Origin of the sequence: Rhodococcus sp. WY5 (assembly GCF_018588185.1) — a bacterium.
Classification (GTDB): Bacteria; Actinomycetota; Actinomycetes; order Mycobacteriales; family Mycobacteriaceae; genus Rhodococcus_F; species Rhodococcus_F qingshengii.
Genome location: NZ_JAAMPR010000001.1, coordinates 4,776,224 through 4,790,879 on the forward strand (window position 1 = coordinate 4,776,224; position 14,656 = coordinate 4,790,879).

The 14,656-nt window shown below is 63.7% G+C and carries 14 protein-coding genes; 4 read left to right on the forward strand and 10 right to left on the reverse strand.

The window, feature by feature from the left end:
- Nucleotides 1-10: 10 nt before the first annotated feature.
- The 5 genes from G4D79_RS22005 to mqo form a co-directional block, all read right to left on the reverse strand.
- Entirely contained in the window at nt 11-1,387 is a 1,377-nt protein-coding gene (locus G4D79_RS22005) for a cobyrinate a,c-diamide synthase (protein WP_054828139.1), read from the reverse strand.
- Nucleotides 1,381-1,995 carry a cob(I)yrinic acid a,c-diamide adenosyltransferase gene (gene cobO / locus G4D79_RS22010; protein WP_019748043.1) on the reverse strand — a complete coding sequence of 205 codons (615 nt, stop codon included), beginning with the start codon at nt 1,993-1,995 and terminating at the stop codon, nt 1,381-1,383. Before cobO ends, G4D79_RS22005 begins: the two co-directional genes overlap by 7 nt.
- Before the next feature lie 21 nt (nt 1,996-2,016).
- Nucleotides 2,017-3,963, reverse strand: coding sequence for a magnesium chelatase subunit D family protein (locus G4D79_RS22015; protein WP_308252604.1), 1,947 nt, complete (start codon nt 3,961-3,963; stop codon nt 2,017-2,019).
- A gap of 224 nt (nt 3,964-4,187) precedes the next feature.
- On the reverse strand, nt 4,188-4,664 hold the full coding sequence (locus G4D79_RS22020; protein ID WP_003942808.1) for a GNAT family N-acetyltransferase: 477 nt from the start codon (nt 4,662-4,664) through the stop codon (nt 4,188-4,190).
- An 11-nt stretch (nt 4,665-4,675) separates the two neighbouring features.
- Nucleotides 4,676-6,214: a malate dehydrogenase (quinone) gene (gene mqo, locus G4D79_RS22025; protein WP_003942820.1), complete on the reverse strand. Its 1,539-nt coding sequence runs from the start codon at nt 6,212-6,214 to the stop codon at nt 4,676-4,678.
- Nucleotides 6,215-6,360: 146 nt separating this feature from the next.
- On the opposite strand from mqo, the gene G4D79_RS22030 reads away from it, so the two are divergent.
- Both G4D79_RS22030 and mtr read left to right on the forward strand, forming a co-directional pair.
- Entirely contained in the window at nt 6,361-7,410 is a 1,050-nt protein-coding gene (locus G4D79_RS22030; protein WP_003942674.1) for an alpha/beta hydrolase, read from the forward strand.
- Complete coding sequence (mtr, locus tag G4D79_RS22035) at nt 7,407-8,783, forward strand: mycothione reductase (RefSeq protein ID WP_063316563.1); 1,377 nt, start codon at nt 7,407-7,409, stop codon at nt 8,781-8,783. The genes G4D79_RS22030 and mtr overlap by 4 nt, the downstream gene beginning before the upstream one ends.
- A gap of 77 nt (nt 8,784-8,860) precedes the next feature.
- Here the strand turns inward: mtr and G4D79_RS22040 are convergent, their stop codons facing one another.
- Both G4D79_RS22040 and G4D79_RS22045 read right to left on the reverse strand, forming a co-directional pair.
- The gene (locus tag G4D79_RS22040) at nt 8,861-9,406 is read right to left on the reverse strand and encodes an alpha/beta fold hydrolase (RefSeq protein WP_003942671.1); all 546 of its coding nucleotides are present in this window, start codon (nt 9,404-9,406) and stop codon (nt 8,861-8,863) included.
- Nucleotides 9,407-9,615: 209 nt separating this feature from the next.
- The gene (locus G4D79_RS22045) at nt 9,616-10,077 is read right to left on the reverse strand and encodes a PPOX class F420-dependent oxidoreductase (RefSeq protein ID WP_081558794.1); all 462 of its coding nucleotides are present in this window, start codon (nt 10,075-10,077) and stop codon (nt 9,616-9,618) included.
- Nucleotides 10,078-10,198: 121 nt separating this feature from the next.
- Between G4D79_RS22045 and G4D79_RS22050 the strand changes: the two genes are divergently transcribed.
- Nucleotides 10,199-11,068, forward strand: a complete 870-nt coding sequence (locus tag G4D79_RS22050) for a PhzF family phenazine biosynthesis protein (RefSeq protein ID WP_250887560.1) — start codon at nt 10,199-10,201, stop codon at nt 11,066-11,068.
- Between the two features lie 85 nt (nt 11,069-11,153).
- On the forward strand, nt 11,154-11,579 hold the full coding sequence (locus tag G4D79_RS22055; RefSeq protein ID WP_007734977.1) for a DUF6069 family protein: 426 nt from the start codon (nt 11,154-11,156) through the stop codon (nt 11,577-11,579).
- Here G4D79_RS22055 and G4D79_RS22060 read toward each other — a convergent pair.
- The 3 genes from G4D79_RS22060 to G4D79_RS22070 form a co-directional block, all read right to left on the reverse strand.
- Nucleotides 11,576-12,409, reverse strand: coding sequence for a GAF and ANTAR domain-containing protein (locus tag G4D79_RS22060; RefSeq protein WP_214514635.1), 834 nt, complete (start codon nt 12,407-12,409; stop codon nt 11,576-11,578). The two genes, G4D79_RS22055 and G4D79_RS22060, sit on opposite strands and share 4 nt — an antisense overlap.
- 76 nt (nt 12,410-12,485) lie before the next feature.
- Nucleotides 12,486-13,055, reverse strand: coding sequence for an RNA polymerase sigma factor (locus G4D79_RS22065; RefSeq protein ID WP_007734974.1), 570 nt, complete (start codon nt 13,053-13,055; stop codon nt 12,486-12,488).
- A gap of 84 nt (nt 13,056-13,139) precedes the next feature.
- Nucleotides 13,140-14,651 carry a cobyric acid synthase gene (locus G4D79_RS22070; protein WP_003942774.1) on the reverse strand — a complete coding sequence of 504 codons (1,512 nt, stop codon included), beginning with the start codon at nt 14,649-14,651 and terminating at the stop codon, nt 13,140-13,142.
- Nucleotides 14,652-14,656: the final 5 nt, after the last annotated feature.

Below are 14,656 nucleotides of genomic sequence, written 5' to 3' on the forward strand. Positions count from 1 at the left end.
TATACAGAGGTCATCCCCGTGCGGCATCGACGAACTTCGCGATCGATTCGGGCTGCCCCACCGGATGAGTGTGGAGATACGACGCGTGGACGCCGCCGCGAACAAATCCTTCGCGGACACTGCCGCCGTCCCAGGGCCGCCACCCCCACGCACTTCCGCAACCGTCCGCGTCTGCCGAGACGAGAGACGTTCGGTGGAACTCGTGACCGGTGACGCGGGAGCCTGCTTCGAAGAGGCTGGAGTCGCTGATCGCCACTGCTTCGCGGTACCCGAGGGTCAGGCGTTTCCCGAATGTCGCATCCACCCCGACAACACCGGCCATGCTGTGACCGTCCAAGCTGCGAGCGAGGTAGAGCAGACCGGCACACTCGGCGTGGATCGGTGCGCCGCCGTCCGCCAGATCGCGAACCTGCTGCAGCAGTACGGTATTGGCCGCAAGGTCTACCGCGTGTTCTTCCGGGAAGCCACCGGGAAGGACCAGAGCGGCAGTTCCCGCAGGAAGCTCGTCCCGCAACGGGTCGAACACCTGCACGTCCGCGCCGGCAGCAGTCAACAGCTCCCGGTGCTCGGCGTAGCCGAAGGTGAAGGCCGGGCCACCCGCCATGGCAACCACAGGCCGAGACTCTGCGTGTGCGCCGACCTCGCCAACCGGATCCCATGCAGCTGCACTCACGTTCGAGGCGGCCAGTGCGCGAACAGCACCCAGATCGACGTGCGAGGCAATCAAATCGGACATAGCGTCCACTGCGGCCACAGCGGCGGCGCCGTGCTCGGCCGCCGGAATCAGGCCGAGGTGCCGGGAGGGAACTTCGAGTTCCGTCAACCGTGGCACAACTCCGAGCACTGCGACGCCGACCTTGTCGCACGCATGACGCAACACCTGCTCGTGACGAGCGCTCCCGACGCGATTGAGAATGACGCCGCCGATGCGCACACCTGCGTCGTAGGTCGCGAAGCCGTGGAGTACGGCGGCCAGACTCTGACTGTGCCCACGGGCGTCGATCACGAGCACTACCGGCGAACCGAGGATCGACGCGACCTGCGCCGTCGATCCCTCCGCCGACGGCTGCGAGTTTGCCTCGTCGATCTTCCCGTCGAACAGACCCATGACGCCTTCGACCACGGCGATGTCGCAACCGGCGGTTCCATGCCGGTAGAGCGGTCCGATGCGATCCGGGCCCACCAGAACAGTGTCGAGGTTGCGTCCGGGCCGCCCTGCCGCGAGTCCGTGATAACCCGGGTCGATGTAGTCCGGCCCCACCTTGAAGGGTGCAACGCTGCTACCGGACCGTCGCAGCGCGCCGATCAATCCCGTTGCCACCGTGGTCTTTCCGCTACCCGAGGCAGGAGCGGCGATCACCACGGCCGGAGTGGAAGGACTTACCATTCGATGCCCCGTTGGCCCTTTCGGCCGGCATCCATCGGGTGCTTGATCTTGGTCATCTCGGTCACGAGGTCGGCGGCGTCGATCAACGCCTGCGGGGCGTCGCGTCCCGTGATGACTACGTGCTGGTTGCCCGGACGATCGCGCAGTGTCTGCACGACCTCGTCGACGTCGACCCAGCCCCACTTGAGCGGATAGGTGAACTCGTCGAGGACATAGAATCGATGCTCCTCGCCTGCAAGCCTTCTCGCGATCTCCTGCCAACCCTCCGCAGCGGCAGCAGCATGATCTTCCTCGCTACCGGCCTTGCGAGTCCATGACCAACCTTCGCCCATCTTGTGCCACTGCACCGGCCCACCGACGCCGGTTTCGTCGTGCAGGTTTCCGAGCGCGCGGAACGCGGCTTCCTCTCCGACCTTCCACTTGGCACTCTTCACGAACTGGAACACGCCGATGTCGAACCCCTGATTCCAGGCACGCAGCGCCATGCCGAAAGCGGCGGTGGACTTACCCTTTCCCGGGCCGGTGTGCACGGCAAGTACCGGCGCGTTACGACGCTGACGCGTGGTCAGACCGTCGTCGGGAACTGTCTCGGGAACACCCTTGGGCATCGTGAACTCCTGAGCTGGGATCTAGGCTGCGGCGCGGACGACACCCGCGACCTGCTGCGCTGACAATTCGGCGAGGCGGACGTATCCGCCACGTAGTTCTCGCGCCAACTCGGCCGCCAGCCCCAGACGCACGAGGCCGGTCTCGCAGTCGACGACGATGGACGCGACGGACGCGTCGGCGAGAAGATGCGCGGCGACGCGGGCGCGGTGCAGCGCGTCCTTGCCGCCGGTTGCCCGGCCGTCGGTGAGTGTGACGACGAGGGCGCGACGCTGCGGGTCACGAAGTCGTTCACGCAGAACCACTTCGCGAGCACGCAGGAATCCCTCTGCGAGTGGGGATTTGCCGCCGGTACGCATCGACTGCAAGCGACGGACAGCGATGTCCACCGAAGATGTCGGCGGCAGTACGAGCTCCGCTTCACGACCACGGACGGTGATGACGGCGACCTTGTCGCGGCGCTGATAGGCGTCGCGGAGCAACGAGACAACCGCACCGGTGACCGCGGAGAGGCGGTCGCGTGCTGCCATCGACCCCGACGCGTCGACAACGAAGACGATCAGATTGCCTTCTCGCCCTTCACGTATCGCGCCGCGGAGGTCAGCCGGTGCCAGCCGCAACCGTCCAGCAGTGCGACCACGGGCAACTTGAGACTCGGCTGCGGCAAAGACCGTGCTCGTCAGATGCAATCCGTGCCCACGCTCCCGCGTGGACCGCACAACTCGTCCACGGGACGACATGGACCGCGAGCGTCGTCCCGGTGCACCTTCACCGACTCCCGGAACTTCGAGGAGCTTGGCCTTGAATTCGCCGGCCGGTGGAGCCGAGGGACGATCGGTGGCGCGCACTCCCCCACCAGGTCCGTCAGGGTCGTCCGGGCCGTCGTCGTCCGGCCCTTCGTCTCCGGGACCGCCGTCATCGGAGCCGCCATCTTCCGGGCCACGGTCTTCGTGATTTTCGGGAGGTTCGGGCTCTCCGTCGCGCGCGTCGTCCTCTACCTGCGACTGAGCATCCTGATCGGCCTGCTCGAGCGCATCGTCCAACTGCTGCTGATCCAAGCCGGGCTCGTCGAACGGATCGCGGCGGCGGCGATGCGGCAGCGTCAGTTCCGCCGCTACTCGTACGTCCTCCGCAGTGACTTCACTGTCGCCACGCCAGGCAGCGTGGGCCGTCGCGGTGCGCGCCAGCACCAAGTCCGCGCGCATACCGTCGACGTCGAACGACGCACACAGCGAGGCGATACGACGCAGTTCGCGGTTGCTCAGCTTGACCGAGTCCAATTTCTCACGCGCCGTGAGGATTTCGGACGCCAACTCCTCATCGGCGGATACGTACCGAGCGACAAATGCATCGGGGTCACGCTCGTAGTCGAGTCGGCGACGCACCACTTCCATGCGAATGTCGACGTCGCGGGAAGCGGCGACGTCGACAGCCAGACCGAAACGGTCCAGAAGTTGCGGACGCAGTTCTCCCTCTTCGGGATTCATCGTGCCGACGAGTACGAACTTGGCCGGATGCGAATGGGAGATGCCGTCACGCTCGATGTGAACCCGACCCATCGCCGCGGCGTCGAGAAGCACGTCGACCAGGTGGTCGTGAAGCAGATTCACCTCGTCGACGTACAGAACACCCTGGTGAGCGGCGGCGAGCAGTCCAGGTTGGAATGCGCGCTCACCGTCACGCAGAACCTTCTCCAGGTCGATCGAACCGATCACCCGGTCTTCGGTGGCGCCCACGGGCAGTTCGACCAAGCGGGCCGGTCGTGTCGTTCCGGCGTCGTCGACCGCGGGCAGCAGCGCAGTCAGCGCGCGCACGACCGTCGACTTGGCAGTTCCCTTCTCACCGCGGACCAGGACCCCACCGATCCCTGGATGCACCGCACACAGGATCAGCGCCAATCGCAATTGATCCTGGCCGACCACAGCACTGAACGGGAAGCCCGCCACTGGTCGATCTTCTTCACTTCGCACGTCGATATCCCTCCACCTCTCGGTTTCCTCGCCGAGAATTTGGCTGCACTCGAATGTCGCGGCAACCTGGCTGAGATCTCCCGGTTTATCGGTAGAGGAGAGATCTTTCACAGTGGCGGGACCGCGCCTGGATCGAACAGGACTTCCCCGCGAACATTCGGTATCGAAAAAACCCTAGTCGGCTCGCTTTCCCACGAGCCGACCAGGGTCAATTCTCCGACAAACTAGCTGACGGCCACGAAAGGCTCTCCCCCACCACGACGCATCGGGGTGTGCGGGATGCCGTCTTCGATGAACTCTTCGCCGTCAGCCTTGAATCCGTGCTTGGCGTACATCTCGACCAGGTAGGTCTGGGCGTTGATCCGACACGGCGCTTCGCCGACCTCGGCCAGTGCGGCCTGCAGGAGGCGGGTCGTGTGGCCCTGGCCGCGAGCTTGACGCGACGTGCACAGGCGTCCGATTCGGAAGCTCTTGTTTCCGTCGTCGTGCTCTTCGAGCAGCCGGAGCGTGCACACCACCTGGCCGTCCTGCTCGAGCCAGAAGTGGCGTGTTTCCGTCAGCAGGTCCCGCCCGTCCAACTCGGGATACGGGCAAGCCTGCTCGACGACAAAGACCTCCACTCGAAGCTTCAACAACTCGTAGAACGTCTTGTTGTCGAGATCGAGTGCCCATGAACGCTTCAAAGCTGCTGTTGCCGTCATGGGTTGGACTATCACACAGTCGCGGCGGTATCCGCGACCGGAGCCGATTCGGAAGCACCGGCGGAATCGAGCTCGAGAACCTTCGAGGACCAATCCCAGACCTGGTTGAACAGGCCTTCGTTGTCGGTGAGCTTGACGCCGATGGACGGAACCATCTCGCGGAGCTTGCCCTTCCAACCCTGGAACTCGGTCGGGAAGCAGCGCTCGAGTACGTCCAGCATCGCCGGGACGGCCGTGGACGCACCGGGCGAAGCACCGAGCAGGCCGGCGATGGAACCGTCCTCAGCGGCGACCACAGCGGTACCGAATTCGAGGACACCACCCTTGCCCTTGGCACGGCGGATCACCTGGACGCGCTGGCCCGCGGTGATGAGTTCCCAGTCCTGGGCCTGCGCCTTGGGCGCGAACTCACGCAGATCCCAGATGCGACCGGCTTCGTTCTTGGCAAGCTCGCTGACCAGGTACTTGACCAGGCCGAGCTCGCTGACACCGACACCGAGCATCGAGAGGATGTTGTTCGGCTTGACCGAGCCGGGCAGGTCCGTGACGCGACCCTGCTTGAGGAACTTCGGCGACCAACCAGCGTAGGGACCGAACAGCAGACCCGGCTTGTTGCCGATGACACGGGTGTCCAGGTGAGGCACCGACATGGGCGGGGCGCCGACGGCAGCCTTGCCGTAGACCTTGGCGCTGTGCTGGTCGATGAGTTCGGGGTTGGTGCATCGCAGGAAGGCACCGCTGACCGGGAAGCCACCGAAGCCCTTGGCTTCCTTGATGCCCGACTTCTGCAGCAGGTGCAGGGCGCCGCCACCGGCACCGACGAACACGAAGCGCGAGCGAACGGTGCGCTTTTCACCGGTGCGACGGTTGGTGACCTTGACGGTCCAGGACTTGTCCGAGTTCTGGGTCAGGTTGGTGACCTCGTGGCCGAAGTACATCTTGCCGCCGGTCTTGCCGATGTAGCCGATGAGCTGCTTGGTGAGCGCTCCGAAATCGACGTCGGTGCCGTCCTGGCTCCAGTTCAGGGCGATGGGATCGGAGAAGTCGCGTCCCTTGGCCATGAGCGGCAAACGCTTGCTGAACTCGGCCGGATCGTCGATGTACTCCATACCGCGGAAGAGCGTGTGGCCGGCAAGTGCGTCGTAACGAGCACGGAGGTACTTGGCGTTGGCCTCACCGTGAACGAAGCTCACGTGCGCGATGGGGTTGATGAATTCCTTGGGCTGTGTCAGGACGCCCTGCTCTACCGCGTGTGCCCAGAACTGGCGTGACACCTGGAACTGCTCGTTGACGTTGACGGCCTTCTTGATGTCGACCGTGCCGTCCGAGTTCTCAGGTGTGTAATTGAGCTCACACAGGGCTGAGTGACCGGTTCCCGCGTTGTTCCAGGGGTCGCTGCTCTCGGCTGCGACGGCATCGAGCCGCTCGAAGGTCGAGATCGACCAATCGGGCTGCAGCTGGCGCAGCAATGCACCCAGCGTGGCGCTCATGATGCCTGCGCCCACGAGCACTACATCCGTCTTCGTCTCTACCGCGTTCTGATTCGACACTGGAGAATCGACTTCCTTGTCATTAGCCGTGCGCGCATCCGCCTGCTGTGTTACGCCGAATAGGTTACCCGTGCGTACACGCGCGGTTCACCACCCCCAATTGTGCTCTACAACGCGCACTCGAAACGACGATTAGATTGTGATTTGTGACTACTTGGGTTCCAGACGTCCTCGGTGACGGATATCAGCAGCTGACGATCCCGCTCGGAACGGATCCGGACGGCGAAGGCGAGGTGGACGCAACACTGGTCCGCTACCAACCGCAGAAGGAGGCGGTGAAGACACACCGTGCCGTTTTGTACGTGCACGGCTTCACCGATTACTTCTTCCAGAAGCACCTCGCCGAGCACTTTGCCGAGCAGGGTTACGCCTTCTTCGCACTCGACCTGCGTAAGTGCGGCCGCTCCCTCAAACCGGGGCACACAGCTCATTACGTCTCCGACCTTGCGCTCTACGACGCCGAACTGAACGAAGCGCTGCGCATCGTCCGCAGCGAGACCGAGGGCAGCGAGGTGCTGCTCATGGCGCACTCCACCGGCGGTCTGATCGTTCCGCTCTGGCTGAACCGTTTGCAGCGCAAGCCCGGTGGCAGCGACGGCGCCGGAATCTGCGGGCTGGTACTCAACAGCCCCTGGTTCGACCTTCAGGGTCCCTCAGTGGTGCGCAACGTCGGTACTACGGCGATCGATGCGCTCGGACGGGTATCGGCGAAGACGGTGATCCCGGGAACTGGGCTACCGACTTACGGTTCCAGTCTTCATGTTTCGGCCAACGGCGTCTGGGATTACAACCTCGACTGGAAGCCACTGGCAGGCTGCCCCGTTACCTTCGGCTGGATGCGGGCCGTCCGAGCGGGTCACGCAAAACTTCACCGCGGCCTAGACATCGGAGTGCCCGCGCTGATTCTGCGCTCGAAGAAGTCGCAGTTCGCGAAGGCGTACAACCCGAGCGTCGACCTCGCCGATTCCGTGCTCGACGTCAAGCAGATCGCACGTTGGGCCGGTTGCCTCGGCGATCGCACCACCATCGTCCCGATCGACGGCGCCCGTCACGACGTGTTCCTTTCGACCGAGAAGCCCTTGGCCACAGCCTTTTCCGAACTCGACCTGTGGTTGGAGTGGCTCGACGGCCACCTCACGCCGGCCGCAGAAAGTTCGGCAAGCACAGCAAGCAACACACAGGAGATCGCGCAGTGACGCACTACGACCTTGCAATCATCGGCAGCGGATCCGGAAACTCGCTGCCAGACGAGCGGTTCGACGGCAAGAAGATCGCAATCCTCGAAGAGGGCACCTTCGGCGGAACGTGCCTCAATGTCGGGTGTATCCCGACCAAGATGTTCGTCTACGCCGCCGAGGTGGCACGCACCGTCACCACTGCCGAGAAGTACGGCGTCGACGCCACGCTCGACGGCGTTCGTTGGTCCGACATCGTCAAGCGCGTCTTCGGCCGCATCGATCCCATTTCTGCAGGTGGCGAGCGGTATCGCAGCGAAGACAGCCCCAACACCACCGTTTACCGCGGCCACGCAACGTTCACCGGCGAGAAGACGATCGACACCGGAACCGGCGAGACGATCACCGCCGATCAGGTGGTCATCGCTGCCGGTTCGCGTCCGATCATCCCGGAAGAGATCGCGTCGAGCGGTGTGAAGTACTACACCAACGAAGACATCATGCGACTGCCCGAACTTCCCGAGCACCTCGTGATCGTCGGCTCAGGATTCATTGCCACCGAGTTCGCACACGTGTTCTCCGCGTTGGGTTCTCGCGTGTCGATCATCGGTCGCAGCCAGCGACTGCTGCGGCACCTCGACGACGAGATCTCCGAGCGCTTCACCGAGTTGGCCGAACAGAAGTGGGACGTCCATCTGGGCTCCCCCCTCACGTCGGTACGCGGCGACGGCGACAACATCGCCGTCGAACTGGCAAACGGCACAGTCGTTTCCGGTGACGTTCTCCTCGTCGCGGTCGGTCGTCAGCCGAACGGTGACCTACTCGGTCTCGACAAGGCCGGCGTCGAACTCGACGACAAGGGCTCGATCGTGGTCGACGAGTACCAACGCACCACCGCCGAGGGCGTCTTCGCACTCGGTGACGTCTCCTCGCCGTACCAGCTCAAGCACGTCGCCAACCATGAAGCGCGCGTTGTTCAACACAACCTGCTCCAGGACGCGTGGAAGGACACGTCCGGGCTTCGCAGCACCGATCACCGCTTCGTACCGGCAGCCGTGTTCACCGACCCGCAGATCGCCGACGTCGGAATGACGGAGAAGCAGGCTCGCGACGCCGGACTCGACATCACGGTCAAGGTGCAGGCTTACGGCGACGTCGCTTACGGCTGGGCGATGGAGGATCAGGAGGGCATCTGCAAGGTGATCGCCGAGCGCGGCACCGGACGCATTCTCGGTGCCCACGTCATGGGTACGCAGGCTCCGACGGTGATCCAGCCGCTCATTCAGGCGATGAGCTTCGGTTTGTCAGCTCAGGACATGGCGCGCGGCCAGTACTGGATCCACCCGGCCTTGGCCGAAGTGGTCGAGAACGCGCTGCTCGGCCTCGACATCTGAGCCCCGCAGCCCTTATGACGCCGAAAAGGCGGGCACTCCTCGCAATGGGAATGCCCGCCTTTTCGTAGGTCAGAGTTTCACCAGGGGCTGGTACGCAGCACGATCTCGGTTGCGAGTTCGGCCGGTGCCGACTTGACGACGTCGTCGACACCCGGAAGTTCCGTCACGCGGAAGTCGGAGTACACGAAACGACCGCTGGCGTCGGCGATGGCCCGACCTCCACTGCCCACGACTACGGTGGTCGGAACCTCGACCGGCGGTACGCCGGCAATATCGCTGGCCGACGGATGTCCACGGTCCACGGCGATCAAACTCGCGAAGCGGCCGAACTGACGTGCAGCCAACAGCCACGCGAGATCGGCGCCCTCCCGGTGACCGACCAGGTTCACCCAGGCGATGTTCAACTCGTCCAGAAGTACCACTGCCGAGGTCTCGTCGAGATTCTCGATCGATTCCACCGCGACGGTCCGCAGATCCGAATGGTGCAGTCGCTCACACACATCGTCGTACAAGTCGACGGGGTCGCCCTTGCCGGGAAGCAGGAGTACCGCATGCTTGCTGACCGGCCCGTCGATCCGAACGGTGCACGAACCACTGCCCACCGCTACTCGAGTCAATTCCATGTCTGGAAACGGTACGCGATCCACACAGCGGAGGACCCTGGAGTCGACAGAAGTATGACCACTCATACATTCACGCGCCGCTACGAGCCCGAATTGTTCGCTCTGTACCGCCTCCACTCGGAGCGAAAGTGGCTTTCGGCGCATCTGAGGCGACGGGCGTACCGTTCGCTCGAAAGTGGGGGTGGGCCGAACTCCAGTGGGGCGCGGGTCTAGGTACCGGACGGCTTGGGGAGCCTCGTCATTCCGTAGACGTGATCCGCGCGCACCGTGAGGATCTGCCGACGCTCTGCCACCATCGCTTCGCGGTACTCCTCCCAATCGGGATGCTCCTGGCCGCTGATGTCCCGGTACAGCTCGACCAGGGCGTCAGACACTTCGTCGTGAGGATCGGCCGCTGCGGGTGTCACCTCGGCAAGTCCTTCGATCACGGCGTAGCTCCAGAAGTCGGGCGCGCTGACGTGAAGGGAAACCCGCGGATCGCGGATCGCATTTTTACTCTTGGCGCGATCAGCTGTGACGGACACGGAAGCCGTCTTCGACTCGACGTCCCAGCGGTAAATGATGTTGGACAACTGTGGGCGGCCGTCACGCTTGACGGTTGCCAACACACCTTGTTTTCCCTCGGCCACGAGTGCGAACAACGCGTCGTCGGTGTCTGTGTCATTGCTCATGTCTGCACCAACGACGCCGTGCGGCCGGTTTGTTCCGGAGGCAGTCCAGTTCGAAGATCGCGGACCGCAATCGCGCGATCACTCTTCCCTCGATGGACGACAGCGGACAAAGATGGTCGACATGGCAACTTCTCGCGACATCCTCCGGCTGACTGCGTTCAGTTCGGATCCGGCCGGCGGTAATCCGGCCGGCGTAGTGCTCGACGCGCGTGGACTCGACGACTCCGAATTACAATCTGTTGCAGCCGAAGTCGGGTATGCCGAGACGGCGTTCCTCATCGAACCGGTGCTCGGAGGCAACCCGCGCCACAGCCGGATCCGGTACTTCTCCCCTATCGCCGAAGTACCGTTCTGCGGTCATGCCACTATTGCGACGGCCATCGCTCTCACCGAGCGAGACGGTGAGGGAACCTTCACATTCGAAACACCGATCGGACCGGTATCCATCGACACGGCGACCGACGAGGACGGAAGGTCCACCGCGACCTTCACCAGCGTCGAACCGTCGGTCTCGCCGATCGATCACGCCGTGCTGACAGCGCTGCTCGGGCTCATCGGCGTCGATTCGTCTGCGCTCGACGCGCGGTATCCCGCAATGCTCTCGTACGCCGGCAACACGCACCCGATTGTCGTACTTCGTGATCAGGCAGCCTTCGACGAGTTCACCTTCGATCCATCCGCAATGCGAACTCTGATGGACGCGCAGGGGTGGGCGGGCACGGTGACGATCCTGCATCCCCTCGACGACAACACCTTCGAAGCTCGAAATCTGTTTCCGGTGGGAAACATCGTCGAGGATCCCGCGACCGGGTCCGCAGCGGCGTCGACCGGCGGTTACCTGCGCAAACTCGAACCCGCGGCCACTCCGCGGCGGATCACCATCCACCAGGGCCGACACGTCGGGCGACCCAGCGTTCTCGCGGTCGAGATCCCGGTCGACGGCGGTATCGCGGTCACCGGCACCGCCGTGCCGACAGACGACCCCCGGTAACCACCAGCGATGAGTTTCTCCCGGCCGGCGGGTCTATTCACCAGAGCGACGTCACAAGAGCATCGCATCGAGCCGGGAGAACATCATGTCTGCAATCGCTTCAACCGCACACAACCTCCACCTCACCAAGCCGCGTGCCGTACTCGGCGCCACGGTCATGGCCCTCGTCGCCAACCTGATCCTGTGGTTGATCGGCCTGGCATCGGGCGGATCGTTCGAGATGACAGATCAGGGAAAGGTGGCGAGCGTAGCTCCCGGCGGGGTCATCACACTTACGGTAGTGCCGTTGCTGGTCGGTTTGTCGCTCGCAATGTTGATCTCACTGAAGTGGGAGCCGATCATCCGCATCGCTCAGGTCGTGGGTGCAGTGTTTGCGCTCGGCACCATCGCCCTGACGATCGCCGCGGACTTCGACGCCGCCAGCACGGTCACGCTCGCGCTGATGCACGTGGTTGTCGCCGCGAGCGTGGTCGTCGCGCTCGAGGCCGTACGTCGGTCTCCGTCGAACTAGACCGCGGTAGGCGGCGCGGAATACGTCTCGACGATCTCGGCTGCCACGTCACGCAACTTGGTGTTCGTGGTCTGAGACTGCTTGCGCAGCATGTGAAATGCGGTGTCGGCGTCGATTCGATGGATGGCCATCAGCATGCCTTTGGCCTGTTCGATCGGCGCCCGAGTCTCGAGCGCGCGTTGCAGGGCGTCAGCTACGGCCTTGGCAGATTTGAAACGGGAGAAGTCTCCGATCGCGCGTGAGACTGTTGTCGTGAGAATCTCCATGACTTCCGCGTCGACGCTGTCGAAGGCCGCTGGGGCACGTCCGTACAGGTTGAACGAACCGAGTCGCTGATCCGGCGTGAAGAGCGGCGCCGCGAGAAAGGACTTGATCCCTTCGTCCTTCGCGGCCGCCGCGAACCGCGGCCAGCGTTCCGCGCTGGTCTCGGCATCAACGACTACGGTTTCACCGGTTCGAGCCGCGTGCAGACATGGTCCGTCGCCGGCGTCGTATTGCTCGATGTCGACGCGCAGGGTCCGCGAATCGGTATGAACGGCGGTGTAGGTCTGCCCGGCAAGATCGATGGTGACGCCGATGCTGTCGGCGCCGTCGATGGCGTCGTTCGCGATTTCGACGGCGCGCTGGAGCAGAACCACGAGTTCGTCCTCGTCGCCGATACTTCCCCCGAGCGCTGCCAGCAACTCTCTGACCGCACGTGCCGTCAGCCGAGTTTCCGCAGCCTCGACGGCGACGTCAGCACCAGTTGCCGTCCCATCGTCCGGCAGTACCGACGGCACCGAATCCTCGGTTCTCGGGTCGAAGCCTCTGGGGTCGAAAGCGGTATCCACGACGAAGCATTCTTCCAGCTTCACGAGCACCAAGGAGAGTGAGTTCGGTGACAGAACCCGGCAAACCGCCGAGTCGTCATCGCCATCGATCGAGTGCGACACCGAGATTCCGCCTCGCCCGAGTGTGCTGGCCACGAACCGCGTCCGGACTCAGTTCCAGGACAACAGCGATCTGTGGATACGTCATGCCCTCCACTTCTCGCAAGACCCAGGCAGCACGCTGACGCAGTGGCAGGCGATCGAGTTCGGATTCCAGGGCGTCGAGAAATGCTGTGCCGCAGACTTCTTCGCTCGGATCACGCAAACGGGGATCAGCTTCTTCCCGGAGTTCGTCCATATCGGCGGCGCAGGAGCCGACTTTTCGATAGAAATCCGAGATCTTGCGAGAACAGATCGCGAACAACCAGGTCTTGGTGCTCGAGCGCCGCTGAAACCCCGGAAGTTGGCGCCACGCAGCGACGCAGGTTTCCTGGACGATGTCGTCGACGTCACTCTCGCTCGCGAGCAGTCGACGGGCAAATCGATACAAGTGCGGGCCGTATCGGCGGACGATGACGTCGAAGGCCGCGTGATCGCCGAGCATTGCCGAGTCGACCAGCACCTCGTCACTGAAGTCGGTCAGCAAGCCGTCGAATTGATCTGTCACCGCGCACACTCCTACTAGGGAGCCGTCGCGGGAGTGAGGCCTGGCTATTCTACCGCGTCCACGTCGACACCCGCAGGAGCGCTCTCAGGCTTCGAGTGCGGAAGCAATGACGGGGAGCCCGATAGGCGCCCCACCGTTGATCAGTTTCTCGAGTAGATCCTGATCGAGGTGCTGCTCGACGAGATCAGCGAGAAGGTCGAGTTGTTGTTCTCGCACCGCGGCAACCGCGGTGTCGGGTGCAGCAACAAAACCGGGAACCGCGAGCTCACGCAGCAGGCTGCGCCGAAAGTCGTCACTTTCCAGGAGACCGTGCCAGTGTGTCCCTCGAACAGGCCCTCGCACACTGCCTTCCGGCATACCGCTCGAGTCCGCCAGCAATGGGTGGTCCCCGTTGCGCACGACGCGTCCGTGATGAATCTCGTACCCGGACACCGAGATACCGTCTGCCGTACCGGTCATCTGCGCCAGCACCTTGTCCGGAGCGAACTCGACATCGAGGTCCAGCAGACCCAGTCCCGCGGTGGTCCCTGATCCTGATTCGACGTCGTCGACGATGGAATTACCCAGCATCTGGTAACCGCCGCAGATCCCCAGGACTGCTTGCCCGCGACCTGCTCGCGCGACGATCTCGTCGGCCAGGCCGGTACTTCGCAACCACTCGAGGTCACTCACGGTGGACTTACTACCGGGGATCACCACGAGGTCCGCGTCGCGAATCCGCGACGGATCGGTCACCCACGAAACTGCCACGCCCGGTTCACATGCCAGTGCCTCGACGTCCGTGGAGTTGGAGATGCGCGGGAGCCGAACCGCAGCAACGGTGAGCCAGGCCGAACCGACGGGTGGGCCCGGGCGCCCTACCGGGGCATTGCCGGTGACGCCAAGCGAATCCTCGGCGTCGAGCCAAAGATCGTCGGCAAACGGGATCACTCCGAGAGTGGGTCGACCGGTGAGGCTGCGCAGTTGTTCCAGTCCGGGTTCCAACAGTGCAACGTCACCGCGGAATTTGTTGATCACAAATCCCGCGATCAATGCCTGGTCGCTCGGCGAGAGCACAGCAACGGTCCCGAACAGATGGGCCAGGACGCCGCCGCGATCGATGTCACCGACGACGACGACCGGAATCCGCGCAGCCTCAGCCAATCCCATGTTGGCAAGATCCGTTGCGCGCAAGTTGATTTCGGCCGGTGAACCGGCGCCTTCACAGATCACGACGTCGAACTCGGATCGAAGCGATTCGAGATCTTCGGCCACGACGGCGCGAAGCCACTGCCGATGCTGCATGTAGTCGCGAGCACCCACTGTGGTCATCGCCTTGCCCCGAACAACCAATTGCGAAGTGCGGTCACTTCCAGGCTTGAGCAGCACCGGATTGAATCGAACACTCGGCTCCAGACCGCATGCACGCGCCTGAAGTGCCTGCGCACGGCCGATCTCTCCGCCGTCCAGCGTGACCACGGAGTTGTTCGACATGTTCTGCGCCTTGAACGGCGCCACTCGGACGCCTCGACGCGCCAACATGCGACACAATCCGGCCACAAGAACGCTCTTGCCCGCATCGGAAGTAGTGCCGGCTACCAGCAGAGCGCCGCGCATCTCCG

Excerpts from the sequence above, each read along its gene's own strand:
- G4D79_RS22005 (WP_054828139.1), bottom strand. The coding sequence starts at position 1,387 with ATGGTAAGTCCTTCCACTCCGGCCGTGGTGATCGCCGCTCCTGCCTCG.
- G4D79_RS22040 (WP_003942671.1), bottom strand. The coding sequence starts at position 9,406 with ATGGAATTGACTCGAGTAGCGGTGGGCAGTGGTTCGTGCACCGTTCGG.
- G4D79_RS22045 (WP_081558794.1), bottom strand. The coding sequence starts at position 10,077 with ATGAGCAATGACACAGACACCGACGACGCGTTGTTCGCACTCGTGGCC.
- G4D79_RS22050 (WP_250887560.1), top strand. The coding sequence starts at position 10,199 with ATGGCAACTTCTCGCGACATCCTCCGGCTGACTGCGTTCAGTTCGGAT.
- G4D79_RS22020 (WP_003942808.1), bottom strand. The coding sequence starts at position 4,664 with ATGACGGCAACAGCAGCTTTGAAGCGTTCATGGGCACTCGATCTCGAC.
- G4D79_RS22070 (WP_003942774.1), bottom strand. The coding sequence starts at position 14,651 with ATGCGCGGCGCTCTGCTGGTAGCCGGCACTACTTCCGATGCGGGCAAG.
- cobO (WP_019748043.1), bottom strand. The coding sequence starts at position 1,995 with ATGCCCAAGGGTGTTCCCGAGACAGTTCCCGACGACGGTCTGACCACG.
- G4D79_RS22055 (WP_007734977.1), top strand. The coding sequence starts at position 11,154 with ATGTCTGCAATCGCTTCAACCGCACACAACCTCCACCTCACCAAGCCG.